The sequence below is a fragment of the Pseudomonas sp. LF020 genome, assembly GCF_053456425.1.
Genome location: NZ_JBRFIX010000009.1, coordinates 1 through 25,395 on the forward strand (window position 1 = coordinate 1; position 25,395 = coordinate 25,395).

The 25,395-nt window shown below is 56.7% G+C and carries 39 protein-coding genes; 33 read left to right on the forward strand and 6 right to left on the reverse strand.

Features of this window, described 5'->3' with window-relative positions:
* From ACU680_RS20440 to bfr, 31 genes are all read left to right on the forward strand, one after another.
* On the forward strand, window positions 1-176 hold a 176-nt coding region (locus ACU680_RS20440; protein WP_448180506.1), incomplete at its 5' end, for an EF-Tu C-terminal domain-related protein.
* Between the two features lie 158 nt (window positions 177-334).
* On the forward strand, window positions 335-646 hold the full coding sequence (rpsJ, locus tag ACU680_RS20445) for a 30S ribosomal protein S10 (protein ID WP_003186070.1): 312 nt from the start codon (window positions 335-337) through the stop codon (window positions 644-646).
* Between the two features lie 80 nt (window positions 647-726).
* The gene (rplC, locus tag ACU680_RS20450) at window positions 727-1,362 is read left to right on the forward strand and encodes a 50S ribosomal protein L3 (RefSeq protein ID WP_003228738.1); all 636 of its coding nucleotides are present in this window, start codon (window positions 727-729) and stop codon (window positions 1,360-1,362) included.
* A 12-nt stretch (window positions 1,363-1,374) separates the two neighbouring features.
* On the forward strand, window positions 1,375-1,977 hold the full coding sequence (gene rplD / locus ACU680_RS20455) for a 50S ribosomal protein L4 (RefSeq protein WP_003228735.1): 603 nt from the start codon (window positions 1,375-1,377) through the stop codon (window positions 1,975-1,977).
* Window positions 1,974-2,273 carry a 50S ribosomal protein L23 gene (gene rplW / locus ACU680_RS20460; RefSeq protein WP_002555488.1) on the forward strand — a complete coding sequence of 100 codons (300 nt, stop codon included), beginning with the start codon at window positions 1,974-1,976 and terminating at the stop codon, window positions 2,271-2,273. Before rplD ends, rplW begins: the two co-directional genes overlap by 4 nt.
* A gap of 14 nt (window positions 2,274-2,287) precedes the next feature.
* Window positions 2,288-3,112 (forward strand): 50S ribosomal protein L2, encoded by an 825-nt coding sequence (gene rplB / locus ACU680_RS20465; protein WP_003228734.1) that lies wholly within the window; start codon window positions 2,288-2,290, stop codon window positions 3,110-3,112.
* Between the two features lie 16 nt (window positions 3,113-3,128).
* The gene (gene rpsS / locus ACU680_RS20470) at window positions 3,129-3,404 is read left to right on the forward strand and encodes a 30S ribosomal protein S19 (RefSeq protein WP_003228731.1); all 276 of its coding nucleotides are present in this window, start codon (window positions 3,129-3,131) and stop codon (window positions 3,402-3,404) included.
* An 11-nt stretch (window positions 3,405-3,415) separates the two neighbouring features.
* The gene (rplV, locus tag ACU680_RS20475; RefSeq protein ID WP_003103908.1) at window positions 3,416-3,748 is read left to right on the forward strand and encodes a 50S ribosomal protein L22; all 333 of its coding nucleotides are present in this window, start codon (window positions 3,416-3,418) and stop codon (window positions 3,746-3,748) included.
* A gap of 13 nt (window positions 3,749-3,761) precedes the next feature.
* A complete protein-coding gene (gene rpsC, locus ACU680_RS20480; protein WP_003176422.1) occupies window positions 3,762-4,448 on the forward strand; it encodes a 30S ribosomal protein S3 in 687 nt (228 codons plus the stop codon).
* A gap of 12 nt (window positions 4,449-4,460) precedes the next feature.
* Window positions 4,461-4,874: a 50S ribosomal protein L16 gene (gene rplP / locus ACU680_RS20485; protein WP_003228729.1), complete on the forward strand. Its 414-nt coding sequence runs from the start codon at window positions 4,461-4,463 to the stop codon at window positions 4,872-4,874.
* Entirely contained in the window at window positions 4,874-5,065 is a 192-nt protein-coding gene (rpmC, locus tag ACU680_RS20490) for a 50S ribosomal protein L29 (RefSeq protein WP_002555481.1), read from the forward strand. Before rplP ends, rpmC begins: the two co-directional genes overlap by 1 nt.
* A 2-nt stretch (window positions 5,066-5,067) precedes the next feature.
* Window positions 5,068-5,334 (forward strand): 30S ribosomal protein S17, encoded by a 267-nt coding sequence (rpsQ, locus tag ACU680_RS20495; protein WP_003194644.1) that lies wholly within the window; start codon window positions 5,068-5,070, stop codon window positions 5,332-5,334.
* Between the two features lie 23 nt (window positions 5,335-5,357).
* A complete protein-coding gene (gene rplN / locus ACU680_RS20500) occupies window positions 5,358-5,726 on the forward strand; it encodes a 50S ribosomal protein L14 (protein ID WP_002555479.1) in 369 nt (122 codons plus the stop codon).
* Window positions 5,727-5,737: 11 nt separating this feature from the next.
* Window positions 5,738-6,052 (forward strand): 50S ribosomal protein L24, encoded by a 315-nt coding sequence (rplX, locus tag ACU680_RS20505; protein WP_003186046.1) that lies wholly within the window; start codon window positions 5,738-5,740, stop codon window positions 6,050-6,052.
* 20 nt (window positions 6,053-6,072) lie between these two features.
* On the forward strand, window positions 6,073-6,612 hold the full coding sequence (rplE, locus tag ACU680_RS20510; RefSeq protein WP_003210069.1) for a 50S ribosomal protein L5: 540 nt from the start codon (window positions 6,073-6,075) through the stop codon (window positions 6,610-6,612).
* A 13-nt stretch (window positions 6,613-6,625) separates the two neighbouring features.
* Window positions 6,626-6,931 (forward strand): 30S ribosomal protein S14, encoded by a 306-nt coding sequence (gene rpsN, locus ACU680_RS20515; protein WP_003228726.1) that lies wholly within the window; start codon window positions 6,626-6,628, stop codon window positions 6,929-6,931.
* Between the two features lie 208 nt (window positions 6,932-7,139).
* Complete coding sequence (gene rpsH, locus ACU680_RS20520; protein ID WP_007966178.1) at window positions 7,140-7,532, forward strand: 30S ribosomal protein S8; 393 nt, start codon at window positions 7,140-7,142, stop codon at window positions 7,530-7,532.
* Between the two features lie 12 nt (window positions 7,533-7,544).
* Window positions 7,545-8,078, forward strand: coding sequence for a 50S ribosomal protein L6 (rplF, locus tag ACU680_RS20525; RefSeq protein ID WP_007966176.1), 534 nt, complete (start codon window positions 7,545-7,547; stop codon window positions 8,076-8,078).
* A gap of 10 nt (window positions 8,079-8,088) precedes the next feature.
* Window positions 8,089-8,439, forward strand: coding sequence for a 50S ribosomal protein L18 (rplR, locus tag ACU680_RS20530; RefSeq protein ID WP_003186037.1), 351 nt, complete (start codon window positions 8,089-8,091; stop codon window positions 8,437-8,439).
* Between the two features lie 3 nt (window positions 8,440-8,442).
* A complete protein-coding gene (rpsE, locus tag ACU680_RS20535) occupies window positions 8,443-8,943 on the forward strand; it encodes a 30S ribosomal protein S5 (RefSeq protein WP_003176409.1) in 501 nt (166 codons plus the stop codon).
* A gap of 2 nt (window positions 8,944-8,945) precedes the next feature.
* Window positions 8,946-9,122 (forward strand): 50S ribosomal protein L30, encoded by a 177-nt coding sequence (gene rpmD / locus ACU680_RS20540; protein ID WP_003176408.1) that lies wholly within the window; start codon window positions 8,946-8,948, stop codon window positions 9,120-9,122.
* A 3-nt stretch (window positions 9,123-9,125) separates the two neighbouring features.
* A complete protein-coding gene (gene rplO / locus ACU680_RS20545; RefSeq protein ID WP_003228720.1) occupies window positions 9,126-9,563 on the forward strand; it encodes a 50S ribosomal protein L15 in 438 nt (145 codons plus the stop codon).
* Complete coding sequence (gene secY / locus ACU680_RS20550) at window positions 9,564-10,892, forward strand: preprotein translocase subunit SecY (RefSeq protein ID WP_007966172.1); 1,329 nt, start codon at window positions 9,564-9,566, stop codon at window positions 10,890-10,892. It abuts the gene before it with no gap.
* A 27-nt stretch (window positions 10,893-10,919) separates the two neighbouring features.
* On the forward strand, window positions 10,920-11,036 hold the full coding sequence (rpmJ, locus tag ACU680_RS20555; RefSeq protein ID WP_002555468.1) for a 50S ribosomal protein L36: 117 nt from the start codon (window positions 10,920-10,922) through the stop codon (window positions 11,034-11,036).
* A gap of 130 nt (window positions 11,037-11,166) precedes the next feature.
* A complete protein-coding gene (gene rpsM / locus ACU680_RS20560) occupies window positions 11,167-11,523 on the forward strand; it encodes a 30S ribosomal protein S13 (protein ID WP_008374135.1) in 357 nt (118 codons plus the stop codon).
* A gap of 30 nt (window positions 11,524-11,553) precedes the next feature.
* On the forward strand, window positions 11,554-11,943 hold the full coding sequence (rpsK, locus tag ACU680_RS20565) for a 30S ribosomal protein S11 (RefSeq protein ID WP_002555466.1): 390 nt from the start codon (window positions 11,554-11,556) through the stop codon (window positions 11,941-11,943).
* Window positions 11,944-11,961: 18 nt separating this feature from the next.
* Window positions 11,962-12,582 carry a 30S ribosomal protein S4 gene (gene rpsD / locus ACU680_RS20570; protein WP_003176404.1) on the forward strand — a complete coding sequence of 207 codons (621 nt, stop codon included), beginning with the start codon at window positions 11,962-11,964 and terminating at the stop codon, window positions 12,580-12,582.
* A gap of 22 nt (window positions 12,583-12,604) precedes the next feature.
* A complete protein-coding gene (locus ACU680_RS20575) occupies window positions 12,605-13,606 on the forward strand; it encodes a DNA-directed RNA polymerase subunit alpha (protein WP_003186012.1) in 1,002 nt (333 codons plus the stop codon).
* 42 nt (window positions 13,607-13,648) lie between these two features.
* The gene (rplQ, locus tag ACU680_RS20580) at window positions 13,649-14,035 is read left to right on the forward strand and encodes a 50S ribosomal protein L17 (RefSeq protein ID WP_003176402.1); all 387 of its coding nucleotides are present in this window, start codon (window positions 13,649-13,651) and stop codon (window positions 14,033-14,035) included.
* A 239-nt stretch (window positions 14,036-14,274) separates the two neighbouring features.
* Complete coding sequence (locus tag ACU680_RS20585; RefSeq protein WP_448180375.1) at window positions 14,275-15,729, forward strand: catalase; 1,455 nt, start codon at window positions 14,275-14,277, stop codon at window positions 15,727-15,729.
* Between the two features lie 150 nt (window positions 15,730-15,879).
* Window positions 15,880-16,344: a bacterioferritin gene (gene bfr / locus ACU680_RS20590; RefSeq protein ID WP_003228714.1), complete on the forward strand. Its 465-nt coding sequence runs from the start codon at window positions 15,880-15,882 to the stop codon at window positions 16,342-16,344.
* Window positions 16,345-16,407: 63 nt separating this feature from the next.
* Here the strand turns inward: bfr and uvrA are convergent, their stop codons facing one another.
* Complete coding sequence (gene uvrA / locus ACU680_RS20595; RefSeq protein ID WP_448180376.1) at window positions 16,408-19,242, reverse strand: excinuclease ABC subunit UvrA; 2,835 nt, start codon at window positions 19,240-19,242, stop codon at window positions 16,408-16,410.
* A gap of 191 nt (window positions 19,243-19,433) precedes the next feature.
* On the opposite strand from uvrA, the gene ACU680_RS20600 reads away from it, so the two are divergent.
* Together ACU680_RS20600 and ACU680_RS20605 are read left to right on the forward strand one after the other, a co-directional pair.
* Window positions 19,434-20,831, forward strand: a complete 1,398-nt coding sequence (locus tag ACU680_RS20600; RefSeq protein ID WP_003228711.1) for an MFS transporter — start codon at window positions 19,434-19,436, stop codon at window positions 20,829-20,831.
* Window positions 20,832-20,840: 9 nt separating this feature from the next.
* The gene (locus ACU680_RS20605; protein WP_007966163.1) at window positions 20,841-21,359 is read left to right on the forward strand and encodes a single-stranded DNA-binding protein; all 519 of its coding nucleotides are present in this window, start codon (window positions 20,841-20,843) and stop codon (window positions 21,357-21,359) included.
* Window positions 21,360-21,538: 179 nt separating this feature from the next.
* Here the strand turns inward: ACU680_RS20605 and ACU680_RS20610 are convergent, their stop codons facing one another.
* The 5 genes from ACU680_RS20610 to ACU680_RS20630 all read right to left on the reverse strand — a co-directional run bounded on the left by ACU680_RS20610 (window position 21,539) and on the right by ACU680_RS20630 (window position 25,386).
* On the reverse strand, window positions 21,539-22,696 hold the full coding sequence (locus tag ACU680_RS20610) for a glutathionylspermidine synthase family protein (RefSeq protein ID WP_448180377.1): 1,158 nt from the start codon (window positions 22,694-22,696) through the stop codon (window positions 21,539-21,541).
* Between the two features lie 2 nt (window positions 22,697-22,698).
* Window positions 22,699-23,382: a DUF1190 domain-containing protein gene (locus ACU680_RS20615; RefSeq protein ID WP_448180378.1), complete on the reverse strand. Its 684-nt coding sequence runs from the start codon at window positions 23,380-23,382 to the stop codon at window positions 22,699-22,701.
* 17 nt (window positions 23,383-23,399) lie between these two features.
* Window positions 23,400-23,825, reverse strand: coding sequence for a DUF350 domain-containing protein (locus ACU680_RS20620; protein ID WP_007966157.1), 426 nt, complete (start codon window positions 23,823-23,825; stop codon window positions 23,400-23,402).
* 15 nt (window positions 23,826-23,840) lie between these two features.
* Window positions 23,841-24,488 carry a DUF2491 family protein gene (locus tag ACU680_RS20625; protein WP_448180379.1) on the reverse strand — a complete coding sequence of 216 codons (648 nt, stop codon included), beginning with the start codon at window positions 24,486-24,488 and terminating at the stop codon, window positions 23,841-23,843.
* Window positions 24,489-24,687: 199 nt separating this feature from the next.
* Window positions 24,688-25,386, reverse strand: coding sequence for a PspA/IM30 family protein (locus ACU680_RS20630; RefSeq protein ID WP_202370647.1), 699 nt, complete (start codon window positions 25,384-25,386; stop codon window positions 24,688-24,690).
* Window positions 25,387-25,395: the final 9 nt, after the last annotated feature.

The window sequence follows — 25,395 nt, forward strand, 5'->3', positions numbered from 1 at the left end:
ACGTGACTGGTAACTGCGAGCTGCCAGAAGGCGTTGAAATGGTAATGCCAGGTGACAACATTCAGATGACTGTTACCCTGATCAAAACCATCGCGATGGAAGACGGTCTGCGTTTCGCTATCCGTGAAGGCGGTCGTACCGTCGGCGCTGGCGTCGTAGCCAAAATCATCGAGTAATTCTCTTTTATAGAGTCTGCTTGATGAATTGAAAAAGCCCCCGCTCAGCGGGGGCTTTTTTATTGGGTTGACACCTATCTGGGGCGTCTATAGAATTGCGCCTCCTTTTAACGGGCGTATTGCGCCCGGTGGGAATAGCAGCCGGAGTCTGAAATCCAATGCAAAATCAGCAAATCCGTATCAGGTTGAAGGCTTTTGACCATCGCCTGATCGACCAATCAACCCAGGAAATCGTGGAAACCGCGAAACGTACTGGTGCTCAAGTGCGTGGTCCAATTCCACTGCCTACCCGTAAAGAGCGGTTTACCGTTCTGGTTTCCCCGCACGTCAACAAAGACGCGCGTGACCAGTACGAAATCCGCACTCATAAGCGCGTTCTGGACATCGTCCAGCCAACGGATAAAACCGTTGATGCTCTTATGAAGCTTGATCTTGCGGCCGGTGTGGAAGTGCAGATCAGCCTCGGCTAAGACTCGGTCTTGGTCGTGTAACGCTCTGAAATGGGCGGCCATAGCGGGTGAAAGCCCCGTACACTCATGAGGTTTACAACATGACTATTGGTGTAGTCGGTCGTAAATGCGGTATGACCCGTATTTTCACCGAAGAAGGTGTCTCCATTCCGGTCACGGTCATTGAGATCGAGCCGAATCGCGTCACCCAGTTCAAAACTGAAGAGACCGATGGCTATCGTGCAGTGCAAGTCACTGTCGGCGAGCGTCGTGCTTCGCGTGTAACAGCAGCTCAAGCTGGCCACTTCGCTAAAGCGAACGTTGCCGCTGGTCGCACCACCATGGAATTCCGTCTTGAAGAAGGCGAGTACCAGGCAGGCGATCTGATCAACGCTGAAATCTTCGCCGCTGGCCAACTGGTTGATGTAACCGGTCAGTCCAAGGGTAAAGGCTTCCAGGGTACGATCAAGCGTTGGAATTTCCGCGGGCAAGATAACACCCACGGTAACTCCGTATCCCACCGCGTCCCAGGCTCTATCGGCCAGTGCCAGACTCCTGGTCGTGTATTCAAGGGCAAAAAAATGTCCGGTCATATGGGCGCTGAGCGCGTGACCGTGCAGTCCCTGGAAGTAGTGCGCGTGGACGCTGAACGCAATCTGTTGTTGGTCAAGGGCGCTGTTCCTGGCGCTACTGGCGGCAACCTGGTTGTACGTCCAGCAGCCAAGGCTCGCGGTTAAGGGGAAGCTGACATGCAATTAAATGTAAATGACGCTCAAGCGATCGAAGTTTCCGAACTGACATTTGGCGGCGAGTTCAACGAGACGCTGGTTCACCAAGCAGTCGTGGCCTACATGGCCGGCGGCCGTCAAGGTAGCAAGCAGCAAAAGACCCGTTCCGACGTTCGTGGTGGCGGCAAGCGCCCATGGCGTCAGAAAGGTACTGGCCGTGCTCGTGCCGGTACTATCCGTAGCCCAATCTGGCGTGGCGGCGGTACCACTTTCGCAGCTCGTCCACAGGATCACTCCCAGAAGCTGAACAAGAAGATGTATCGCGCAGCAATGCGTTCCATCCTTGCTGAGCTGGTGCGTACTGATCGTCTGGTCGTGGTTCAGGATTTCGCTGTTGAAACTCCGAAAACCAAAGATCTGCTGGGCAAACTGAACAACATGAGCCTGACCGATGTTCTCATCGTGTCGGACGCTGTTGATCAGAACCTGTACCTGGCTGCTCGTAACCTGCCACACGTAGATGTACGTGACGTGCAAGGTTCCGATCCAGTTAGTCTGATCGCATACGACAAGGTGTTGATCACCGTGTCGGCCGTGAAGAAATTCGAGGAGCTGCTGGGATGAACCAGGAACGCGTATTTAAAGTTCTGCTTGGCCCGCACGTTTCCGAGAAGGCTACGGTTCTGGCAGACAAGAAAGGCCAGTTCGTTTTCAAGGTTGCTACTGATGCAACCAAGCTGGAAATCAAGAAGGCCGTCGAAAGCCTGTTCAGCGTGAAAGTAGAGCGCGTCACTACCCTGAACGTTCTGGGTAAGAGCAAGCGCACTGCTCGCGGTCTGGGCAAGCGTAATGACTGGAAGAAGGCAGTTATCTCCCTTCAGCCAGGCCAAGATCTCGATTTCAGCAGCAGTGCTGAGTAAGGAAGGGGTGCATCATGGCAATCGTTAAATGCAAACCGACTTCCCCTGGCCGCCGTTTTGTGGTCAAGGTGGTCAACCAGGAGCTGCATAAAGGCGCTCCTCACGCACCGCTGCTCGAGAAAAAATCGAAGACTGGTGGTCGTAACAACAATGGCCGTATTACCACTCGTCACATCGGTGGTGGTCATAAGCAGCATTATCGTATGGTCGATTTCCGTCGCAACGACAAAGATGGCATCGTCGCCACTGTCGAGCGTATCGAATACGATCCAAACCGTACTGCTCACATCGCACTGCTCTGCTACGCAGACGGCGAGCGTCGCTACATCATTGCCCCTAAAGGCGTGAGTGCTGGCGACCAGCTGATCGCAGGTGCTCTGGCTCCAATCAAGCCAGGCAACGCTCTGCAACTGCGCAACATTCCAGTCGGTTCTACCGTACACGGCATCGAACTGAAGCCAGGTAAAGGCGCACAGATCGCTCGTTCCGCTGGTGCTTCGGCTCAGCTGATCGCTCGTGAAGGCGTGTACGTTACCCTGCGTCTGCGTTCCGGTGAAATGCGTAAAGTCCTGGCTGAATGCCGTGCGACCCTGGGCGAAGTCTCGAACTCCGAGCACAGCCTGCGTTCGCTGGGTAAAGCTGGTGCCAAACGCTGGCGTGGCGTTCGCCCAACCGTTCGTGGTGTTGCCATGAACCCGGTTGACCACCCACATGGTGGTGGTGAAGGTCGTACCTCTGGTGGTCGTCATCCGGTATCGCCATGGGGCTTCCCGACTAAGGGCGCGAAGACTCGTGGTAATAAGCGTACCGACAAAATGATCGTCCGTCGTCGCAAGTAAATAGAGGGATACGACAGTGCCACGTTCTCTGAAAAAAGGTCCTTTTATTGATCTTCACCTACTGAAGAAGATCGAAGTGGCGGCGGAAAAGAACGATCGCAAACCAATTAAGACTTGGTCGCGTCGTTCGATGATCCTGCCACAAATGGTCGGTCTGACCATCGCAGTACACAACGGCCGTCAGCACGTCCCAGTTCTCGTGAACGAAGACATGGTTGGCCATAAACTGGGCGAGTTCGCCGGTACCCGCACTTATCGTGGGCACGTGGCAGACAAGAAAGCCAAGCGTTAAGGGGTAAGGAAATGGAAGTAGCCGCTAAGTTGTCGGGCGCTCGAATCTCCGCCCAGAAAGCCCGCTTGGTCGCCGACCAGATCCGCGGGAAGAAGGTGGGCGAAGCGCTCAACCTGTTGGCTTTCAGCAGTAAGAAAGCCGCCGAGATCATGAAGAAAGTGCTGGAGTCGGCCGTAGCCAACGCCGAGCATAACGAAGGCGCAGACGTTGATGACCTGAAGGTCAGCACTGTTTTCGTCAACGAAGGGCGTTCGCTGAAGCGCATCATGCCACGTGCCAAAGGCCGTGCTGATCGCATCGTCAAGCGGTCTTGCCATATCACTGTCAAGGTTGCTGACAAGTAACGGAGTCGAAGAGATGGGTCAGAAAGTACATCCCATTGGCATTCGCCTGGGAATCGTCAAGGAGCACACCTCCGTCTGGTACGCAGACGGTCGGACTTATGCGGACTACTTGTTCGCAGATCTGAAAGTGCGTGAGTATCTCCAAGACAAACTAAAAAGCGCGTCCGTAAGCCGTATCGATATCCATCGTCCGGCCCAAACTGCACGCATCACCATCCACACCGCTCGTCCAGGTATCGTTATCGGGAAGAAAGGTGAAGATGTTGAGAAACTGCGTCAGGACCTGACCAAGCAAATGGGTGTGCCTGTGCACATCAATATCGAAGAGATCCGCAAGCCGGAGCTCGACGGTATGCTGGTTGCGCAGAGCGTAGCTCAGCAGCTGGAGCGTCGTGTAATGTTCCGTCGCGCTATGAAGCGCGCAGTTCAGAACGCCATGCGCATTGGTGCCAAAGGCATCAAAATCCAAGTGAGCGGTCGTCTCGGCGGTGCTGAAATCGCACGTACTGAATGGTATCGCGAAGGTCGTGTGCCACTGCACACCCTGCGTGCCGACATCGACTATGCCAACTACGAAGCTCACACCACCTACGGTGTGATCGGTGTAAAGGTTTGGATCTTCAAAGGCGAAGTAATTGGTGGTCGCCAAGAAGAGCTGAAGCCACAAGCACCAGCGCCTCGTAAAAAAGCTGCTAAGTAAGGGGTACGCCAAATGTTGCAACCAAAGCGTACGAAGTTCCGCAAGCAGATGACCGGCCACAACCGTGGTCTGGCACTGCGCGGTAGCAAAGTCAGCTTCGGCGAGTTCGCGCTGAAGTCTGTTGCTCGTGGTCGTCTCACCGCTCGTCAGATCGAGTCAGCGCGTCGTGCTCTGACCCGTCACGTAAAACGTGGTGGCAAGATCTGGATCCGTGTATTCCCGGACAAGCCGATCTCCAAAAAACCTCTCGAGGTTCGTATGGGTAAAGGTAAGGGTAACGTGGAGTACTGGGTTGCCCAGATTCAGCCAGGCAAAGTCCTGTATGAAATCGAGGGTGTTTCTGAAGAGCTGGCGCGTGAGGCTTTCGCCCTGGCTGCTGCAAAGCTGCCGCTCGCCACCTCCTTTGTTAAACGGACGGTGATGTGATGAAAGCGAATGAACTTCGTGAAAAATCCGCACAGCAGCTGAACGAGCAACTGCTCGGCTTGCTGCGCGACCAGTTCAATCTGCGCATGCAGAAAGCAACTGGCCAGTTGGGGCAGTCTCATCTGCTCTCGCAAGTTAAGCGTGACATCGCTCGCGTGAAGACTGTGCTCAACCAGCAGGCAGGTAAGTGATCATGGCTGAAGCCGAAAAAACTGTCCGTACGCTGACTGGCCGTGTTGTCAGCGACAAGATGGACAAAACCATCACCGTTCTGATCGAGCGTCGCGTTAAGCACCCGATCTACGGTAAATACGTTAAGCGTTCGACTAAGCTGCACGCGCACGACGAAACCAATCAGTGCCACATCGGCGACAAAGTCACTATTCGTGAAACTCGTCCGATGGCCAAGACCAAGTCTTGGGCGCTGGTTGATGTTCTCGAACGCGCTGTGGAAGTCTAAGGGCTAGGGGTCGGAGAAATTATATGATTCAGACTCAATCCATGCTCGATGTGGCCGATAACAGCGGCGCTCGCCGTGTTATGTGCATCAAGGTGCTGGGTGGCTCCCATCGTCGTTACGCTGGTATCGGTGACATCATCAAAGTTACCGTGAAGGAAGCAATTCCTCGCGGTAAGGTGAAAAAAGGCCAAGTGATGACTGCTGTTGTAGTCCGCACTCGTCACGGCGTACGTCGTGCTGATGGCTCCATTATCCGCTTTGATGGCAACGCTGCTGTTCTTTTGAACAACAAGCAAGAGCCGATCGGCACCCGTATCTTTGGGCCAGTGACCCGTGAACTTCGTACTGAGAAGTTCATGAAGATCGTCTCGCTCGCCCCAGAAGTGCTGTAAGGAGATCCGACATGCAAAAGATTCGTCGTGACGACGAGATCATCGTGATCGCCGGCAAAGACAAAGGTAAGCGCGGTAAGGTGCTGAAGGTTCTTGCTGACAACCGTCTGGTTGTTGGTGGTCTGAACCTGGTCAAGCGTCATACCAAGCCTAACCCGATGTCGGGCGTACAGGGCGGTATCGTCGAGAAAGAAGCGCCACTGCACGCTTCCAACGTCGCCATCTTCAACGGCGAAACCAACAAGGCTGACCGCGTTGGTTTCAAAGTAGAAGACGGTAAGAAAATTCGTGTCTTCAAGTCGACCCAAAAAGCGGTTGATGCTTGAACACTGCTAGGTAGAAGACCATGGCACGACTAAAAGAGATTTACCGGAAGGAAATCGCTCCGAAACTTAAGGAAGAACTTAAGCTTTCGAACGTGATGGAAGTTCCGCGCGTTACCAAAATCACCCTGAACATGGGTCTGGGCGAAGCGATCGGCGACAAAAAAGTCATCGAGCACGCTGTTGCTGACCTGGAAAAGATCACCGGCCAAAAAGTCGTTGTGACCTACGCTCGTAAATCCATCGCTGGCTTTAAAGTCCGTGAAGGATGGCCGATCGGCGTCAAAGTGACTCTGCGCCGTGAGCGTATGTACGAGTTCCTGGATCGTCTGCTGTCGATCTCCCTGCCTCGGGTTCGCGACTTCCGCGGCCTGAATGCCAAGTCCTTCGATGGTCGTGGCAACTACAGCATGGGCGTGAAAGAGCAGATCATTTTCCCGGAAATCGACTACGACAAGATCGATGCTCTCCGCGGTCTGGACATTACCCTGACCACCACTGCCAAGAACGATGATGAAGGCCGCGCTCTGCTGCGTGCTTTCAAATTCCCGTTCCGCAACTGATTGGAGTAGGAAAATGGCCAAGAAGAGCATGAAAAACCGTGAGCTGAAGCGTCAGCTCACTGTTGCCAAGTACGCCACCAAGCGTGCAGCGCTGAAAGCTATCATCGTTGATCTGAACGCAAGTCCAGAAGCGCGTTGGGAAGCTACCGTAGCTCTGCAGAAGCAACCACGTGACGCAAGCGCTTCGCGCATGCGTAACCGTTGCCGCCTGACTGGTCGTCCGCACGGCGTTTACCGCAAGTTCGGCCTGGGCCGTAACAAACTGCGTGAAGCGGCAATGCGTGGTGACGTTCCAGGTCTGGTTAAAGCCAGCTGGTAATCGCTGTCAAAGCCTTGATGGTCGGGATCGCAAGAACCTGACCATCGGTGGCCTTGAATCTGAATCAAGCCCCTTTTGGGGCTTGATTCATTTCTGGGGTGTGTCTAGAATGACCGGCTCGCCTGAGCCCGTGTTTTTCTGCCCGGAGTTTCTCGGCGACATGTAGTAGCCGCAAGGCTAATTTTTCTGTATTAGGAGCGTCTAGCCCATGAGTATGCAGGACCCGTTAGCGGACATGCTAACTCGAATCCGTAATGCCCAGATGGCTGAAAAGTCTGTCGTAAGCATGCCGTCTTCCACGTTGAAGGTGGCTGTAGCAAAAGTCCTGAAGGACGAAGGTTACATCGCGGATTTTCAGATCACCACCGACGCTAAGCCGTCGTTGTCCATCTCGCTGAAATACTTCGAAGGCCGTCCGGTCATCGAGGAAGTGAAGCGCGTTAGTCGTCCAGGCCTGCGTCAGTACAAGTCCGTTGAAGATCTGCCGAAAGTTCGTGGCGGTCTTGGCGTGTCTATCGTCTCCACCAACAAAGGTGTGATGACGGATCGTGCTGCGCGCGCTGCCGGTGTCGGCGGCGAAGTTCTTTGCACTGTGTTCTAAGGGGGGATAAGCATGTCTCGCGTCGCTAAGAACCCCGTTAAGCTGCCAGCCGGTGTCGAAGTAAAATTCGCAGGCCAACAGCTTTCGGTGAAGGGTGCCAAGGGTACTCTTGAACTGAACATCCATTCGTCCGTTGAGATCGTTGAAGAAGCTGGTGAGCTGCGTTTCGCTGCTCGCAATGGCGATCAACAGACTCGCGCAATGGCCGGTACCACGCGTGCGTTGGTAAACAACATGGTCCAAGGCGTTAGCCAAGGCTTCGAGCGCAAGCTCCAGCTGGTCGGTGTTGGTTACAAAGCGCAAGCAAAAGGTCAGGTGCTGAACCTGGCTCTTGGCTTCTCGCACCCAGTGGATTACGAACTGCCGCAAGGCATCACCGCTGAGACTCCTAGCCAGACCGATATCCTGATCAAGGGCATCGATAAACAGCTGGTAGGTCAAGTGGCCGCTGAGATCCGCGACTTCCGTCCACCAGAGCCGTACAAAGGCAAAGGTGTGCGCTACGCGGACGAAGTCGTCCGTCGTAAAGAAGCCAAGAAGAAGTAGGGCATAGCAAATGACCGACAAAAAAGTTACTCGACTGCGTCGCGCTCGCAAAGCACGCCTGAAAATGCACGAACTCGAAGTCGTGCGTCTCTGCGTGTTCCGCTCGTCGCAGCACATCTACGCCCAGGTCATCTCGGCCGACGGCAACAAAGTCCTGGCAAGCGCCTCGACTTTGGATAAAGAACTGCGTGATGGTGCCACTGGCAACATCGACGCGGCCACAAAGGTTGGCCAGCTGGTCGCTACGCGTGCTAAGGCCGCTGGCGTCTCGCAAGTGGCTTTCGACCGCTCTGGCTTCAAGTACCATGGCCGCGTTAAAGCGCTGGCTGATGCTGCTCGTGAAGCTGGGCTGGAGTTCTAAGTTATGTCAAATAACGACCAAAAGCGCGACGAAGGCTACATCGAGAAGCTGGTTCAAGTTAACCGCGTAGCCAAAACCGTTAAAGGCGGCCGTATCTTCACTTTCACCGCGTTGACCGTGGTTGGTGATGGTAAAGGGCGTGTTGGCTTCGGCCGTGGCAAGTCGCGTGAAGTGCCTGCTGCGATCCAGAAGGCAATGGAAGCTGCTCGCCGCAACATGATTCAAGTTGACCTGAACGGCACCACTCTGCAGTACGCAATGAAGTCCGCTCACGGCGCTTCGAAGGTGTACATGCAGCCTGCTTCTGAAGGTACCGGTATCATCGCTGGCGGCGCTATGCGTGCTGTCCTCGAAGTTGCTGGCGTTCAGAACGTTCTGGCCAAGTGCTACGGCTCGACTAACCCGGTAAACGTGGTTCACGCCACTTTCAAGGGTCTGAAAGCCATGCAATCTCCTGAGTCCATCGCTGCCAAGCGTGGCCTGACTGTCAAGGAGATCTTCTGATCATGGCTACCGTTAAAGTTACGCTGATCAAAAGCATGACCGGCCGCATCCCTAACCACAAACTGTGCGTTAAGGGTCTGGGTCTGCGTCGCATCGGTCACACTGTAGAAGTCCAGGATACTCCCGAGAATCGCGGGATGATCAACAAGGCTTACTACATGCTGCGTGTCGAGGGTTAATCGATGAAACTCAATGATCTGAGTCCAGCGCCGGGTTCCCGTCGCGAAAAGCATCGTCCGGGCCGTGGTATCGGTAGCGGTTTGGGTAAGACTGGTGGCCGTGGTCACAAAGGTCAAACCTCCCGCTCCGGTGGCACTATTGCTCCAGGCTTTGAAGGCGGTCAACAGCCGCTGCATCGTCGCCTGCCGAAGTTCGGTTTCGTTTCCCTGAAAGCCATGGATCGCGCAGAAGTGCGTCTGTCCGAGCTGGCTAAAGTGGAAGGCGACATCGTCACCGTGCAGTCCCTGAAAGATGCCAACGTGATCAACGTCAACGTACAGCGTGTGAAAATCATGTTGTCCGGTGAAGTGACTCGCGCTGTCACTATCGGCAAGGGAATCGGCGCCACCAAAGGTGCGCGTGCGGCTATCGAAGCAGCTGGCGGCAAGTTCGAGGAATAAATGGCTAAGCAAGGTGCTCTCTCTGCGCTCGGCAAAGGCGGTATGTCTGAACTTTGGGCTCGTCTGCGTTTTCTGTTCCTGGCGATTATCGTCTACCGAATAGGCGCACACATCCCGGTTCCAGGTATCAACCCGGACCGACTCGCAGACCTGTTTCGACAGAATGAGGGGACCATTCTTAGCTTGTTCAACATGTTCTCCGGCGGCGCGCTGGAACGGATGAGCATCTTTGCACTGGGGATCATGCCGTACATCTCGGCTTCGATCATCATGCAACTGATGACTGCCGTCAGTCCGCAGCTGGAGCAGTTGAAGAAGGAAGGTGAAGCTGGCCGTCGCAAGATCAGCCAGTACACCCGCTACGGCACCGTCGTCCTCGCTCTCGTTCAGGCTATTGGCATGTCCATTGGTCTGGCGGGGCAGGGCGTTGCGTTCACTGGTGACTTTGGCTTCCATTTCGTCGCGGTATCCACTTTTGTGGCTGGTGCGATGTTCATGATGTGGCTGGGTGAGCAGATTACTGAGCGTGGTGTAGGCAACGGTATCTCGATGTTGATTTTTTCGGGTATCGTCGCCGGTCTTCCGAGGGCAATCGGGCAGTCTTTCGAGTCTGCGCGTCAGGGGGATATCAATATCTTCGCCCTGGTTGCCATCGGTTTGCTGGCAGTAGCGATTATCGGTTTCGTGGTGTTCATTGAGCGTGGCCAGCGTCGTATCGCTGTTCACTACGCCAAGCGTCAGCAGGGCCGTAAGGTTTTCGCTGCGCAGACAAGCCACTTGCCGCTGAAGGTGAACATGGCCGGTGTTATTCCGGCTATTTTCGCGAGCAGCATTTTGCTGTTCCCGGCTTCGTTGGGTGCCTGGTTTGGTCAGTCTGAAGGTTTGGGCTGGTTGCAGGACATCTCGCAGTCGATCGCTCCTGGTCAGCCGTTGAATATTCTGCTGTTTAGTGCAGGGATTATTTTCTTCTGCTTCTTCTATACGGCGTTGATGTTCAATCCGAAAGACGTAGCGGAAAACCTGAAGAAGTCCGGTGCCTTTATTCCGGGTATCCGTCCAGGTGAGCAGTCTGCGCGCTATATTGATGGCGTTTTGACTCGCTTGACCATGTTCGGTGCTCTTTACATGACGGCCGTGTGCCTGTTGCCCCAGTTCCTGGTGGTTGCAGCAAACGTTCCGTTCTACCTTGGCGGGACCTCGTTGCTGATCGTGGTCGTGGTTGTGATGGACTTCATGTCCCAAGTACAATCGCACCTCGTTTCGCACCAGTACGAATCCCTGATGAAGAAAGCCAACCTGAAGGGTTACGGCAGCGGCATGTTGCGCTGAGTACCCATAAGGTTCGAGGAGTTGGTGATGAAAGTTCGTGCATCGGTGAAAAAGCTGTGCCGTAACTGCAAGATTATTCGCCGCGAAGGTGTTGTTCGAGTAATTTGCAGCGCGGAACCGCGTCACAAACAGCGCCAAGGCTGAGTGTGATTGTGCTTCAAGCCCGGCAGCTAGTGCGCTGCCGGGTTGATTATTTGTTATTACAGCGATATTATCTCGCGCCCTATTTCTTGGCTTCCGGGGCGTAGGTAGCTGTCAATTGGAGTCCCACTGAATGGCCCGTATTGCAGGCGTTAACATTCCAGATAACAAGCATACTGTTATCTCGCTGACCTACATCTATGGTGTCGGTCGCACTACTGCGCAGAAAATCTGTGCAGACACTGGGGTAAACCCAGCAGCAAAGATCAAAGATCTGAGCGACGAGCAAATTGAACAGCTGCGTGGCGAAGTGGCGAAGTTCACCACTGAAGGTGACCTGCGTCGCGAAATCAACATGAAAATCAAGCGCTTGATGGACCTCGGTTGCTATCGCGGTCTGCGTCATCGTCGCGGTCTTCCAGTGCGCGGTCAGCGTACCAAGACCAACGCGCGTACCCGTAAAGGTCCGCGTAAGCCGATCCGCAAGTAATCGCCCCAGCGAATCGACAGGAATTTAATCATGGCAAAACCTGCTGCTCGTCCTCGTAAAAAAGTTAAAAAGACAGTGGTTGATGGCATCGCCCACATCCATGCTTCTTTTAACAACACCATCGTGACCATTACCGACCGTCAAGGTAACGCTCTTTCCTGGGCTACCTCCGGTGGTTCGGGTTTCCGCGGTTCCCGCAAGTCCACCCCGTTCGCTGCTCAAGTAGCTGCTGAGCGTGCTGGTCAAGCTGCGCTGGAATACGGCCTGAAAAACCTCGACGTTAACGTCAAGGGTCCAGGTCCAGGTCGTGAATCCGCAGTCCGCGCTTTGAACGGCTGTGGCTACAAGATCGCCAGCATCACCGACGTGACGCCAATCCCGCACAACGGGTGCCGTCCGCCGAAGAAGCGCCGCGTGTAATCCAGGAGATTGTAAAGAATGGCTCGTTACATTGGTCCAAAATGCAAACTCGCTCGTCGCGAAGGCACCGATCTCTTCCTGAAGAGCGGCGTGCGCGCGATCGAATCGAAGTGCAACATTGAAGCAGCACCTGGTATCCACGGCCAACGCCGCGGTCGCCAGTCCGACTACGGCACCCAACTGCGTGAAAAGCAGAAGGTCCGTCGTATCTACGGCGTTCTCGAGCGTCAGTTCAGCGGCTACTACAAAGAAGCTGCTGGCAAGAAAGGTGCAACCGGTGAAAACCTGCTGCAACTGCTCGAATGCCGTCTGGACAACGTTGTATATCGTATGGGCTTTGGTTCGACTCGTGCCGAATCCCGTCAGCTGGTATCGCACAAGTCGATCAGCGTTAACGGTCAGACCGTAAACGTTCCGTCGTATCAGGTTCGTGCTGGTGACGTGGTCGCAGTTCGCGAGAAAGCAAAAAACCAACTTCGCATTGTCCAAGCTCTCGATCTGTGTGCCCAACGTGGCCGCGTAGAATGGGTAGAAGTAGACACTGAGAAGAAGTCGGGCGTTTTCAAGAACGTTCCTGCTCGCAGTGATCTGTCCGCCGACATCAACGAAAGCCTGATTGTCGAGCTCTACTCCAAGTAAGGGCTAGAAAATAGGTGCATCCATGCAGATTTCGGTAAATGAGTTCCTGACACCCCGCCACATTGATGTGCAGGTTGTCAGTCCAACCCGCGCCAAGATCACTCTCGAGCCTCTCGAGCGTGGTTTTGGCCACACCCTGGGCAACGCGCTGCGCCGCATCCTGTTGTCCTCAATGCCCGGCTGCGCAGTAGTCGAGGCCGAGATTGACGGTGTGCTCCACGAGTACAGCGCCATCGAAGGTGTACAGGAAGACGTAATTGAAATCCTGTTGAACCTTAAAGGTCTGGCCATCAAGCTGCACGGTCGTGACGAAGTTACGCTGACCTTGTCGAAGAAGGGTTCGGGGGTGGTTACCGCTGCCGATATTCAGCTGGATCATGATGTCGAGATCGTTAACCCCGATCACGTAATCGCTAACCTGGCGTCTAACGGCGCCCTGAACATGAAGCTCACCGTAGCTCGTGGTCGTGGTTATGAACCAGCCGACTCGCGTCAGAGCGATGAAGACGAAAGCCGCAGCATTGGTCGCTTGCAGCTCGACTCTTCGTTCAGCCCGGTTCGCCGTATCGCATACGTGGTGGAAAACGCCCGTGTCGAGCAGCGCACCAACCTGGACAAGCTGGTTATTGATCTGGAAACCAACGGTACTCTGGATCCTGAAGAGGCTATCCGCCGCGCTGCAACCATCCTGCAACAGCAGTTGGCTGCGTTCGTCGACCTCAAAGGTGACAGTGAGCCAGTGGTTGTCGAGCAGGAAGACGAGATCGATCCGATCCTGCTTCGCCCGGTTGACGATCTGGAACTGACTGTACGTTCGGCTAACTGCCTTAAGGCGGAAAACATCTACTACATCGGCGACCTGATTCAGCGTACCGAAGTAGAGCTGTTGAAGACTCCGAACCTGGGCAAGAAATCCTTGACTGAAATCAAGGACGTTCTGGCCTCCCGCGGTCTGTCCCTCGGCATGCGCCTCGACAACTGGCCGCCTGCAAGTCTTAAGAAGGACGACAAGGCGACTGCCTGATCGTCGTAATCACCGAACGTAGTGTTTGGTAAGGAATGAACCATGCGTCATCGTAAAAGTGGGCGTCACCTGAGCCGCACCAGCTCGCACCGCAAGGCCATGTTCCAGAACATGGCGGTGTCGTTGTTCGAGCACGAGCTGATCAAGACTACTCTGCCAAAAGCCAAAGAACTGCGCCGCGTTGCCGAGCCGCTGATCACTCTGGCCAAGACAGACAGCCTGGCTAACCGCCGTCTGGCTTTCGACCGTACTCGTTCGAAAGCTATCGTTGGTAAGCTCTTCAACGACCTGGGCAAGCGTTACGCTACCCGTGAGGGTGGCTACCTGCGCATCCTCAAGTGCGGTTTCCGCGCTGGCGACAACGCGCCTATGGCGTACGTCGAGTTGGTTGATCGTGCTACTGCTGGCGAAGCTGTATCCGCCGAGTAAGACGTCAGTCTGAAACAAAAAACCGGGCCTAGTGCCCGGTTTTTTGTGCCTGCAAAAAATGCGCTGTTCATACAAGCTTCTGACATTGTTCTGTTGGCACTATGTGCTGGAACGCATAATTAGTAATTATCTATCGGTGACTACAAGTTAATGAATTTGTAGGTGTCACATCGATGATCAATACTTCCCAGCAAGCCGATTAGCCGGCAGTTTCAAGACTGACAGAGGAAGAAGACCGCATGAGCCAGATCAAAACGCTTACGACCGCCAGTGGCGCACCTGTCGCTGATAACCAGAATTCTCGCTCCGCCGGCCCACGTGGCCCGCTGCTGCTCGACGATTTTCATCTGATCGAGAAGCTTGCCCATTTCAACCGTGAAAACATTCCTGAGCGCCGCGTGCACGCGAAAGGCTCGGGTGCTTACGGTACGTTCACCGTGACTCGTGATATCACCAAGTACACCAGCGCCAAACTGTTTGAATCCGTGGGCAAGCAAACCCCAACGTTCCTGCGCTTCTCCACTGTAGGCGGCGAACGCGGTTCGGCCGACACCGAACGTGATCCGCGTGGTTTCGCCCTCAAGTTCTACACCGAAGAAGGCAACTGGGACATCGTTGGCAACAACACCCCTGTGTTCTTCATTCGTGATCCGCTGAAGTTTCCCGACTTTATCCACACCCAGAAACGCCTGCCGCAGAGCAACCTGAAAAGCGCGCAAATGATGTGGGACTTCTGGTCGCATTCGCCTGAAGCGCTGCACCAGGTAACTATCCTGTTTTCGGATCGGGGCATCCCTGACGGCTACCGTCACATGCACGGCTTCGGTAGCCACACTTACAGCCTGATCAACGCACAGGGCGAACGTCACTGGGTGAAATGGCACTACAAAACCCAACAAGGGATCAAGAACCTCGCGCCGGCCGACGCTGCACGTCTGGCGGGTACCGATCCGGATTACGCTCAGCGTGATCTGTTCGAAGCCATCGAGCGTGGTGATTTCCCGAAATGGCGCGTATGCATTCAGATCATGACCGAGGCTCAGGCAGCAGCGCACTACGAAAACCCGTTCGACGTGACCAAGACCTGGTCGCAAAAGGAGTTCCCGCTGATCGAAGTCGGTGAACTGGAGCTGAACCGCAACCCGCTGAACTATTTTGCTGAGGTTGAGCAAGCGGCATTCGGTCCGAGCAACATGGTGCCGGGTGTAGGTCTGTCGCCGGATCGCATGCTACAAGGTCGTGTCTTTGCCTATGCGGATGCGCATCGCTACCGTGTTGGTACCAACCACCAGCAATTGCCGGTGAATGCTCCACGCAGCCCGGTGAACACTTACCAGCGCGACGGTTCGATGGCCTTCGGCAGCAATGGTGGTGCAGCACCTAACTACGAACCGAACAGCTATATCGAATCGCCGAAGCAAGCGCCGCACTACGCCGAGCCTGCGCTGGCCTTGAGCGGTGCCGCTGACCGTTACGACCATCGCGAAGACACCGATTACTACAGCCACGCCGGTGCGCTGTTCCGTCTGATGAGCGACGAGCAGAAAGCCTTGCTGGTCAGTAATATCGCCGGCGCCATGAGCGGTGTTTCACCTGATGTGGTTGATCGTCAGTTGCAGCATTTCTACAAAGCCGACCCGGCGTATGGAGAAGCAATCGCAAAGCTGCTCAACGTACAGCTTAACGAAGTCTAAACGAGAAGCAGAACCGCCCTCATTAGGGCGGTTTTTGCGTTATTTAGGCCGCTTTTCTCAGAATATCTTCGCTTTTATTGCGCGAAACGGGGTGACCTTCCGGTCAGCTTGGTTCAAACTACAGACTTTCAGGCAGGGAGATGTAGGGCGATGCAAGGCCACCCAGACGTTATCGATTACCTCAACACGTTGCTGACCGGCGAACTGGCCGCGCGTGACCAATATTTTGTGCACTCGCGGATGTATGAGGACTGGGGTTTCACCAAGCTCTACGAACGAATCAACCATGAGATGGAAGAAGAGGCTGGTCACGCCGACGCACTGATGCGCCGGATCCTGATGCTCGAAGGCACGCCGCGCATGCGTCCGGACGATCTGGATGTCGGCACCACCGTGCCGGAGATGCTCGAAGCCGATCTGCGTCTTGAGTACAAAGTCCGCGCCGCACTGTGCAAAGGCATTGAGTTGTGCGAGCAGCACAAGGATTACGTCAGTCGCGAAATCCTGCGTGTTCAGCTCAACGACACCGAGGAAGATCACACCTACTGGCTGGAAAAGCAGTTGGGCCTGATCAAGCTCATCGGTCTCGAGAATTACCTGCAGTCTCACACCTGATTGCCAGATACAAAAAAGCCCCTGTCACGGTTGAAGTGACAGGGGCTTTTTCATGCCTGGGGATCAGGCCCGATCGCGAATCAGCAACGGCTTGAGGTAGTGACCGGTGTGAGACTGTTTCATCTCGGCCACTTCTTCCGGCGTACCGGTGGCGATGATCTGCCCACCCTTGGAGCCGCCCTCCGGCCCCAGATCCACCAGCCAGTCGGCAGTCTTGATCACGTCCAGATTGTGCTCGATTACTACCACGGTATTGCCGTGGTCGCGCAGGCGATGCAGCACGTCGAGCAGTTGCTGGATATCCGCAAAGTGCAAGCCGGTGGTCGGCTCATCGAGGATATACAGAGTTTTGCCGGTGTCGCGCTTGGACAGCTCGCGTGACAGCTTGACCCGCTGCGCTTCACCACCGGAGAGCGTGGTTGCCGACTGCCCGAGCTTGATGTACGACAGGCCCACATCCATCAACGTCTGCAGCTTGCGCGCCAGCGCCGGTACCGCGTCGAAGAACTCCCGGGCTTCCTCGATGGTCATCTCGAGGGTTTCGTGGATGCTCTTGCCCTTGTATTTGATCTCAAGGGTTTCGCGGTTGTAGCGCTTGCTCTTGCACACATCGCACGGCACGTAAATGTCCGGCAGGAAGTGCATTTCCACTTTGATCAGGCCGTCGCCCTGACACGCCTCACAGCGCCCGCCCTTGACGTTGAACGAGAAGCGCCCCGGGCCGTAACCACGGGAGCGCGACTCAGGCACACCGGCAAACAGTTCGCGGATCGGTGTGAACAGCCCGGTGTAGGTCGCCGGGTTGGAACGCGGCGTACGGCCGATCGGGCTCTGGTCGATGTCGACGACCTTGTCGAGATGCTCCAAGCCCTTGATGCTGTCATGTGCGGCCGCTTCCAGCGTGGTCGCACCATTGAGTGCAGTAGCGCTCAATGGGAACAGCGTGTTGTTGATCAGCGTCGACTTGCCGGAGCCGGAAACGCCGGTCACGCAGGTCAGCAAGCCGATCGGAATTTCCAGATCGACGTTGCGCAGGTTGTTGCCGCGCGCGCCCTTGAGCGACAGCGTCAGCTTCTTGTTGCGCGGCGTGCGTTTGGCCGGCACTTCGATCTTCACCCGGCCCGACAGGTATTTGCCGGTCAGGGAGTCCGGGTGTGCCATGACTTCGTCCGGCGTACCTTCAGCGACGATCTGCCCGCCGTGCACCCCGGCGCCAGGCCCGATATCCACCACATAGTCGGCCAGACGAATAGCGTCTTCGTCGTGCTCGACCACGATCACCGTGTTGCCGATGTCGCGCAGGTGCTTGAGGGTGCCAAGCAAGCGGTCGTTATCGCGCTGGTGCAGGCCAATGGACGGTTCGTCGAGGATGTACAAAACCCCGACCAGACCGGCGCCGATCTGGCTCGCCAGACGAATACGCTGCGCTTCACCGCCGGACAGGGTGTCGGCGCTGCGATCCAGCGACAGATAATCGAGGCCGACGTTGACCAGAAATTGCAGACGCTCGCGGATCTCCTTGAGGATCTTGTCAGCGATCTCGCCGCGACGTCCGGTCATCTTCAGCTCGCCGAAGTATTCACAGGCATCGCCGATCGGCAGGTTGGTCACCGCCGGCAGGGTTTTCTCACCCACCCACACGTGCCGCGCTTCACGTCGCAGACGGGTGCCACGGCAATCCGGGCAGGCCTGGGTACTGAGGAATTTGGCCAGTTCTTCGCGCACGCTGGCCGATTCGGTTTCGCGGTAGCGGCGCTCAAGGTTCGGCACGATACCTTCGAAGGGATGCGAACGTTTGACGATATCTCCGCGATCGTTGAGGTACTTGAAGTCGACATTCTGTGAGCCGCTGCCGTGCAGGATTTGCTTCTGCTGTTCGGGAGTCAGTTCGTTGAACGGCTTCTCAAGGCTGAACTTGTAGTGCGAGGCCAGTGAGCCGAGCATCTGGAAGTAATAGACGTTACGCCGGTCCCAGCCACGAATCGCGCCCTCGGCCAGGGTCAGTTCACCATTGACCAGGCGCTTGATGTCGAAGAACTGCTTCACGCCCAGGCCATCGCAGGTCGGGCAGGCGCCGGCCGGGTTGTTGAAGGAGAACAGCTTCGGCTCAAGCTCGCTGATCGCGTGGCCGCAGATCGGGCAGGCGAAGCGCGCGGAGAAGATCATCTCTTCACCCGGCTCGTCGTCCATCGGCGCCACCAGGGCAATGCCGTCCGCCAGTTTCAGTGCGGTTTCGAACGATTCGGCCAGACGCTGCTGCAGGTCGGCACGGACCTTGAAACGGTCGACGATCACATCGATCGAATGCTTTTTCTGTTTATCCAGTTTCGGCAGTTCATCGAGTTCGCAGATGCGGCCGTTGACCCGCGCACGGACGAAGCCTTGGGCGCGCAGTTCTTCGAACACCGACAGGTGCTCGCCCTTGCGCTCGCGGATCACCGGCGCCAGCAACATCAGCTTGCTGCCTTCCGGTTGCGCCAACACCAGATCAACCATCTGGCTGACGGTCTGCGCTTCCAGCGGAATATCGTGATCCGGGCAGCGCGGCGTACCGACGCGCGCATACAGCAGACGCAGGTAATCGTAGATTTCGGTGATGGTGCCGACCGTGGAACGCGGGTTGTGCGAGGTCGACTTCTGTTCGATGGAAATCGCCGGCGACAAACCTTCAATGGTGTCGACGTCGGGCTTTTCCATCATCGACAGAAACTGTCGGGCGTAGGCCGACAGGGATTCGACATAGCGGCGCTGACCTTCGGCGTACAGCGTGTCGAAGGCCAGGGACGACTTGCCGGATCCGGACAGGCCGGTGATGACGATCAGTTTGTCCCGTGGCAGGGTCAGGTCGATGTTCTTCAGGTTGTGGGTACGGGCCCCACGTATCAGGATCTTGTCCAAAGTGGCCTCGCTCGGCGGGCGTCGAAAACGTAGGAGTATACGGGCAAATACTGGATGGATGCACACTATCAAACGAAGGGTTTTTTACCTTGCGTGAAGAGAGTTTCATCTATACGCGTCATAGCGTCGCGATATACCCCGTCTTTCGATGGGACTGGTAGAATCGCCGCCGGTTCACACGAGGTTTTTCCATGCACGATCCCCACAGCGAACGCATGAGTGGCAGCGAGACCCGCGCAGCGAGCGGTCTGGCCTTGGTGTTCGCCTTCCGTATGCTTGGCATGTTCATGGTGTTGCCGGTGCTGGCGACCTACGGCATGGACCTGGCGGGAGCGACCCCGGCCCTGATCGGGCTGGCGATTGGCGCTTACGGCCTGACCCAGGCGATTTTCCAGATTCCGTTCGGGATCATTTCCGACCGTATCGGCCGGCGTCCGGTGATTTTCCTCGGGCTGGTGGTCTTCGCCCTCGGCAGTGTGCTGGCGGCTCAGGCCGATTCGATCTGGGGCGTGATCGCCGGACGCATCCTGCAAGGTGCCGGGGCAATTTCCGCGGCGGTGATGGCGTTGCTTTCCGACCTGACTCGCGAACAGCACCGCACCAAAGCCATGGCCATGATCGGCATGACCATCGGTCTGTCGTTCGCCGTGGCCATGGTGGTCGGGCCGTTGCTGACTCGTGCGTTCGGCCTGTCCGGGCTGTTCCTCGCCACGGGCGGCATGGCCCTGTTCGGGATCGTCATCGTGATGTTCATGGTGCCGAAATCCACCGGGCCGTTGAGTCATCGTGAATCCGGCGTGGCGCGTCAGGCCTTGATGCCGACGCTCAAACATCCCGATCTGCTGCGCCTGGACCTGGGCATTTTCGTGCTGCACGCGATGCTGATGTCGAGCTTCGTCGCACTGCCGCTGGCGCTGGTGGAAAAAGCCGGTTTGCCCAAGGAGCAGCACTGGTGGGTTTACCTGACCGCGCTGCTGATTTCTTTCTTCGCCATGATCCCGTTCATCATCTACGGCGAGAAGAAACGCAAAATGAAACGAATTTTGCTCGGCGCCGTCCTGACGCTGATGCTCACTGAGCTATTCTTCTGGCAGTTCGGTGACAGCTTGCGGGCTCTGGTGATCGGTACGGTGGTGTTCTTCACCGCGTTCAATCTGCTGGAAGCTTCGTTGCCGTCGCTGATCAGCAAGGTTTCACCGGCAGGCGGGAAGGGCACGGCGATGGGCGTGTACTCCACCAGTCAGTTCCTCGGTTCGGCACTCGGCGGGATACTCGGCGGCTGGCTGTTTCAGCATGGCGGTCTGTCGGTTGTGTTCCTTGGATGTGCGGGTCTGGCTGCCATCTGGCTGGCCTTTGCTGTTACCATGCGCGAACCTCCCTACGTGACGAGTCTGCGCTTGCCGTTGTCGCCCGAGGCGATCCGCGAAGCGGGTCTGGTCGAGCGCCTCAAGGCCCTCGTAGGGGTAACAGATGCAGTGATAGTTGCTGATGAAGCGGCTGTTTACATCAAACTGGACAAAGAATTAGTGGATCGCGACACCCTCGAACGCCTGGTGAACAACCCGGCCGAGGCTGCTTGCGAAGCCTAGGAGAACGTTATGGCCCGTGGGGTTAACAAAGTCATATTGGTCGGCACTTGCGGCCAGGATCCCGAAGTTCGCTACCTGCCTAACGGTAACGCCGTGACCAACCTGAGTCTGGCAACCAGCGAACAGTGGACCGACAAGCAAACCGGTCAGAAGGTCGAGAAGACCGAATGGCACCGTGTTTCGATGTTCGGCAAGGTTGCGGAAATCGCCGGCGAATACCTGCGTAAAGGTTCGCAGGTATACATCGAAGGCAAGCTGCAGACCCGCGAGTGGGAAAAAGACGGTATCAAGCGTTACACCACTGAAATCGTGGTCGACATGCAAGGCACCATGCAGCTGCTCGGCGGCCGTCCACAACAGGGCGACCAACAAGGCGGTGGCAACAACTACCAGCAGCAGGCGCCACGTCAACAGGCTCCGCGTCCGCAGCAGTCGGCTCCGCAACAGCGTCCGGCCCCGGCTCCACAGCAGGCTGCACCGCAACCGGCCCCGGATTTCGACAGCTTCGATGACGACATTCCGTTCTGATTCGACGCTGCATCCGCGCTGAATAAAAAAGGCCCGTCGTTCAACACGACGGGCCTTTTTTGTGGCGCGCGATTTTACGGTCATCACCTGTAGGAGCTGCCGAAGGCTGCGATCTTTCGATCTTTTAAATCAAAGTCAAAAGATCGCAGCGTGCCGCAGCTCCTACAAGTGCACGTGTTTCAGTCGAGGATCAGGTGCGGCAGAAACCGGCTCGAATCTTTGGTGATCAGACTGTTGTCTTCCCGCACACCGATCCCCGCCGCCTGATCACCAATCACCCAAGAGCCGACTAGCGTGTAGCTGTCGTCGAACTTCGGCAATGGCGCAAATTCCTGCAGGATGAATGGCGCATCGGTGTAGGGCCCGTCCTCTTTGACGATCAGACCTTCTGCCGTTTGCAGCTCGATATTCGCGCCTTCGCGGGAGAAGTACGGTTTGCGTACCCAGCCCTTGGGCACTGCACTGGCAGGATTCGGATCAAGATGCGCCGCGAGCAGATTCGGATGGCCCTTGTGCAGTTCCCACAGCAGCGGCAGTACACCTTTGTTCGACAGGATCGATTTCCACGCCGGTTCAAAGAACTGCGTATCGCTCTCGGCGATTGCTGCGCCGAACGGCTCGTGGAAGATGAATTCCCAGGCGTGCAGTTTGAACAGGTGCGGGATCCAGCGATCCTGCAGATCGACAAAGCGACCCTCAGCGGTCAGGCCGATGTCCTCGATGTCGATATGCCTTGATTCGATGCCGACCTTTTCCGCGATCAGGCGCAGGTAGTCGGTGGTGCCCTTGTCTTCGACCGAGTCTTTCATCGAAGCAAAGTAGAACGGCCGCTTGAGCTGCAATTCGGCAAACGCTTGATGCAGCTTGGTGTCGATGCTGTTGAACTGGTCGGCGTGGCGCGGCAGCATTCGGCGCTCGATGCACTGCTCCAGCCAGCCCCATTGAAACGCCGCCGCTTCATAGAGACTGGTCGGCGTGTCGTAGTTGAGTTCCAGCAACTTGGCGGGGCCGTTACCACTGTAGGAAAAGTCCATGCGCCCGTACAGATGGGGATGACCTTCCAGCCAGGAAGTGCGAATCATGTCGTAGTACGGCGCCGGGATGCTCAGGCGATCCAGCAGCTCTTCGCTGTGCACCACGCGGTCGACCAGGTCCATGCACATCTCGTGCAGTTCGGTGGTCGGATCCTCCAGGTCGTTTTCAATCTGCGCGAGGGTGAACTGGTAGTAGGCGCTTTCGTCCCAGTACGGCTCGTCGTCGATAGTGTGGAACAGAAAGCCGAGGCTTTCGGCCGTCTGTTTCCAGTCGGGGCGCTCGGCGCAGTGGATCTTCTTCATGGTCAGCTGCTCGAACGACCGGAGCTGCTGCCCCATCCGCCCCAACCGCTACGGGCGGATGACTGGCTGCCAAAGCCACCCCGGGAGGTCGACGAAGCGACGTTCACCGGTTTGCTTTTGCTGCTCTCGTAGTCTGGTTGACTGCGTGGCGCCGATTCGATTTTGCGGTACTGCGTCGACGTGTTGTAGGTCTGGCGCGTGTCGCGGTCGCGATAGACCGTGCGGTTGGCGTTGTTGCTCATCGCATTGCCGATCAACCAGCCCGAGAGCCAACCGTTGCCGCTACCGGAAGCGTGTGAAGTGCTTTGTACGTTTTGCGCGGCCGTCGCTTCACCGGCAGGCAACTGCGCATTGGCAATCGCATCCAGATCCTGCGGTGCCTCGCCATTCTGCGGCACTTTGAAGCCGCCGAGTTTCGGCACGAAACGGCCGTCGGAATTTTTCTGACACCAGTCGGCGGCGAAGTCGGCGTCGCACTTGGCCTTGTCGTCGTAAGCCGGCGCAATGCGTCGGTGTTCAGTGAGTGCCGCGACGTAGGCGTTCGAGCAAACGTCGGCCGCGACCGAGGCATCGACGCACTGTTCGACCGTTTGAAAGCGTTGCGGATCCAGCGCTGCCGCTTCGCCGGAAATGGCCATGGCCACCGAGGCGGCGAGAGACAGTTGGACGTACTTGCTGCGTTTCATCGAAGGCTTCCTGCCGATCAGTTGGACGGGGTCATGCACGCGGCGTTGAGCATGCCGACGCTGATGGCCACTGCGGCCACATAGATACCCGAAGCGATTTCACCGTTGGCGATACGCTGCGACGTGCCCTTGAGCACCATCCCCGTGGCGAGGAAGGCCAGCAGTTGCACCACGGCTGCAATCACCGCCCACAGCACGAAATCGAGAACGTTGACCGAAAACGCGATCACATTGCTGGCCGGAATCGCAAAGCCAATGATCGCGCCAGCCAAAGCAATGGCGGCGGCAATGTTGCCGGAGCGGATCAATTCGAACTCTTTGTGCGGCGTGATGCGGGTGTAGACGAACTGGAACAGCATGAACAGCAGCACGGCGCCGATCAGGTAGACGACGAAACCGACCAGCGCGGTCTTGTTCAGGGAAACGGCCAGCACTTCCAGCATGGAAAACTTCCTTTTTTAAATGGTGCTCAAATCAGTCGTGTACAGCGAAATACCCAGCGAAGTGCTCAGGCTGACGGTGCCTTCCTCGTCCTGTTCGACGGAGAACAGCAGCAGTTCGCGGCGATCGGTCAGGCCGGTCTCGCGCGCGTAAAGCATCGAGTGGTGTTCGATGGTGTAGCTCTCGTCCGGGTTGACCACGTGTTCGGTCAGCGGCACCAGTTCGGTCTGGCCTTGCTCGGTACCCCATTCACGGCTGTACTGGATGCCGCCATGGGTGTAGGTCGGCAGACCGATCGGGCTTGCCGGGCCGGCCAGGCGCTGCAGTTCGGCGTCACTGTTGACGGTCACGTAACTGAGGTAGTTGAACAGGGTGACCGACTCGATCTGATCGTCACCGGTGACGTGGATCTGCAGCCAGAAGTCCTCATTATTGAGGTAGTAGCGATGCAGTTTGTTGGATTGGCCGAGATCGATCCAGCCGGCGCTCCAGATTGCCTCTGCCGCCGGAACCTGTACCGAGGTGCTGCCATCGAGCAGCAGCGCCAGAGTCGAATCGAAACGCACGCCTTTGCCTTGTGCCATTCCGAGTGGGCCGCCGGCCACTGGAGCGGGCGCGGCAGTCTGCCAGTTGCTGGTGCCCAGCAAGTCTTTGAACCATCCCATGGGTACATTCCTTGAGGCGGGTGGAGGTGTTCGTCGTAAAAAGCGCCGCTAGTGTACCGGGCCGGGCGACGAACGAGCAGGCAAAATGCAAATGTTGTGGGTGCGAAAAACTGCAGGAGCTGCCGCAGGCTGCGATCTTTTGATCTGGGTTCAAGATCAAAAGATCGCAGCCTGCGGCAGCTCCTGCAGGAGGGCGGTTTTACTGAGCTGATTTTTGCTTCAGGCGCTCAAGGATCGCATTGGCGCTGCCTTCGTTCGGCGTGATGCCGGCGTCGCGCAGTTTGCGTTCCAGATCGTTGCCGGCCGACGCGTCAGCCAACTCGTCCGCCGCGCTCAGCTCGGCAGCGCGTTGCTGCTGCTTGGCCTGCAGGCGGTTCAGGGTGCCGACGGCGGTTTCCAGCTTGCCGTTGGCGCCGCCGCTGGCGATGGATGCGCTGACTTGTGCTTTCTGCACGCTTTCACGGGCCTTGGCCATGTCCACCTGCTGGCGCAGGCTCTTGATCCGCGACTCGGCCTTGCTGATGTCCTTGCGCATGTTTTCGGCGTAGGTGCCGAACTCGTCGCTCTGGGCTTTCTCGGCGGTCAGGTCGTTGGTCAGGGTCGAAATCGCTTCGGCCACTTCCATGGCCAGGTCTTCGCGGCCAGCGTTCAGCGCGGAAACCGCCTTGGCTTCCAGATCCTTGATCTTGGCGTCGTACTCGCTTACGCGGTCAGCGGCCAGTTTGTGCTTGGCCATGATGGTGACCAGCTCACGGCGGGCGTTGGACAGCGCGGTGTCGGCGTCGCGGATTTCCTGGTCGAGGATGCGCAGGGCCTGTTGGTCGACGATCGCTTCGCCGACTTCATTGGCGCCGCCGCGCAGAGCGGTGAACAACTTGCTCCAGATGGACTGAGTCATTGGATATTC

Coding starts and splice junctions, on each gene's coding strand:
- rpsJ (WP_003186070.1), top strand. CDS start 335: ATGCAAAATCAGCAAATCCGTATCAGGTTGAAGGCTTTTGACCATCGC.
- rplC (WP_003228738.1), top strand. CDS start 727: ATGACTATTGGTGTAGTCGGTCGTAAATGCGGTATGACCCGTATTTTC.
- rplD (WP_003228735.1), top strand. CDS start 1,375: ATGCAATTAAATGTAAATGACGCTCAAGCGATCGAAGTTTCCGAACTG.
- rplW (WP_002555488.1), top strand. CDS start 1,974: ATGAACCAGGAACGCGTATTTAAAGTTCTGCTTGGCCCGCACGTTTCC.
- rplB (WP_003228734.1), top strand. CDS start 2,288: ATGGCAATCGTTAAATGCAAACCGACTTCCCCTGGCCGCCGTTTTGTG.
- rplV (WP_003103908.1), top strand. CDS start 3,416: ATGGAAGTAGCCGCTAAGTTGTCGGGCGCTCGAATCTCCGCCCAGAAA.
- rpsC (WP_003176422.1), top strand. CDS start 3,762: ATGGGTCAGAAAGTACATCCCATTGGCATTCGCCTGGGAATCGTCAAG.
- rplP (WP_003228729.1), top strand. CDS start 4,461: ATGTTGCAACCAAAGCGTACGAAGTTCCGCAAGCAGATGACCGGCCAC.
- rpmC (WP_002555481.1), top strand. CDS start 4,874: ATGAAAGCGAATGAACTTCGTGAAAAATCCGCACAGCAGCTGAACGAG.
- rpsQ (WP_003194644.1), top strand. CDS start 5,068: ATGGCTGAAGCCGAAAAAACTGTCCGTACGCTGACTGGCCGTGTTGTC.
- rplN (WP_002555479.1), top strand. CDS start 5,358: ATGATTCAGACTCAATCCATGCTCGATGTGGCCGATAACAGCGGCGCT.
- rplX (WP_003186046.1), top strand. CDS start 5,738: ATGCAAAAGATTCGTCGTGACGACGAGATCATCGTGATCGCCGGCAAA.
- rplE (WP_003210069.1), top strand. CDS start 6,073: ATGGCACGACTAAAAGAGATTTACCGGAAGGAAATCGCTCCGAAACTT.
- rpsN (WP_003228726.1), top strand. CDS start 6,626: ATGGCCAAGAAGAGCATGAAAAACCGTGAGCTGAAGCGTCAGCTCACT.
- rpsH (WP_007966178.1), top strand. CDS start 7,140: ATGAGTATGCAGGACCCGTTAGCGGACATGCTAACTCGAATCCGTAAT.
- rplF (WP_007966176.1), top strand. CDS start 7,545: ATGTCTCGCGTCGCTAAGAACCCCGTTAAGCTGCCAGCCGGTGTCGAA.
- rplR (WP_003186037.1), top strand. CDS start 8,089: ATGACCGACAAAAAAGTTACTCGACTGCGTCGCGCTCGCAAAGCACGC.
- rpsE (WP_003176409.1), top strand. CDS start 8,443: ATGTCAAATAACGACCAAAAGCGCGACGAAGGCTACATCGAGAAGCTG.
- rpmD (WP_003176408.1), top strand. CDS start 8,946: ATGGCTACCGTTAAAGTTACGCTGATCAAAAGCATGACCGGCCGCATC.
- rplO (WP_003228720.1), top strand. CDS start 9,126: ATGAAACTCAATGATCTGAGTCCAGCGCCGGGTTCCCGTCGCGAAAAG.
- secY (WP_007966172.1), top strand. CDS start 9,564: ATGGCTAAGCAAGGTGCTCTCTCTGCGCTCGGCAAAGGCGGTATGTCT.
- rpmJ (WP_002555468.1), top strand. CDS start 10,920: ATGAAAGTTCGTGCATCGGTGAAAAAGCTGTGCCGTAACTGCAAGATT.
- rpsM (WP_008374135.1), top strand. CDS start 11,167: ATGGCCCGTATTGCAGGCGTTAACATTCCAGATAACAAGCATACTGTT.
- rpsK (WP_002555466.1), top strand. CDS start 11,554: ATGGCAAAACCTGCTGCTCGTCCTCGTAAAAAAGTTAAAAAGACAGTG.
- rpsD (WP_003176404.1), top strand. CDS start 11,962: ATGGCTCGTTACATTGGTCCAAAATGCAAACTCGCTCGTCGCGAAGGC.
- ACU680_RS20575 (WP_003186012.1), top strand. CDS start 12,605: ATGCAGATTTCGGTAAATGAGTTCCTGACACCCCGCCACATTGATGTG.
- rplQ (WP_003176402.1), top strand. CDS start 13,649: ATGCGTCATCGTAAAAGTGGGCGTCACCTGAGCCGCACCAGCTCGCAC.
- ACU680_RS20585 (WP_448180375.1), top strand. CDS start 14,275: ATGAGCCAGATCAAAACGCTTACGACCGCCAGTGGCGCACCTGTCGCT.
- bfr (WP_003228714.1), top strand. CDS start 15,880: ATGCAAGGCCACCCAGACGTTATCGATTACCTCAACACGTTGCTGACC.
- ACU680_RS20600 (WP_003228711.1), top strand. CDS start 19,434: ATGCACGATCCCCACAGCGAACGCATGAGTGGCAGCGAGACCCGCGCA.
- ACU680_RS20605 (WP_007966163.1), top strand. CDS start 20,841: ATGGCCCGTGGGGTTAACAAAGTCATATTGGTCGGCACTTGCGGCCAG.
- ACU680_RS20610 (WP_448180377.1), bottom strand. CDS start 22,696: ATGAAGAAGATCCACTGCGCCGAGCGCCCCGACTGGAAACAGACGGCC.
- ACU680_RS20615 (WP_448180378.1), bottom strand. CDS start 23,382: ATGAAACGCAGCAAGTACGTCCAACTGTCTCTCGCCGCCTCGGTGGCC.
- ACU680_RS20620 (WP_007966157.1), bottom strand. CDS start 23,825: ATGCTGGAAGTGCTGGCCGTTTCCCTGAACAAGACCGCGCTGGTCGGT.
- ACU680_RS20625 (WP_448180379.1), bottom strand. CDS start 24,488: ATGGGATGGTTCAAAGACTTGCTGGGCACCAGCAACTGGCAGACTGCC.
- ACU680_RS20630 (WP_202370647.1), bottom strand. CDS start 25,386: ATGACTCAGTCCATCTGGAGCAAGTTGTTCACCGCTCTGCGCGGCGGC.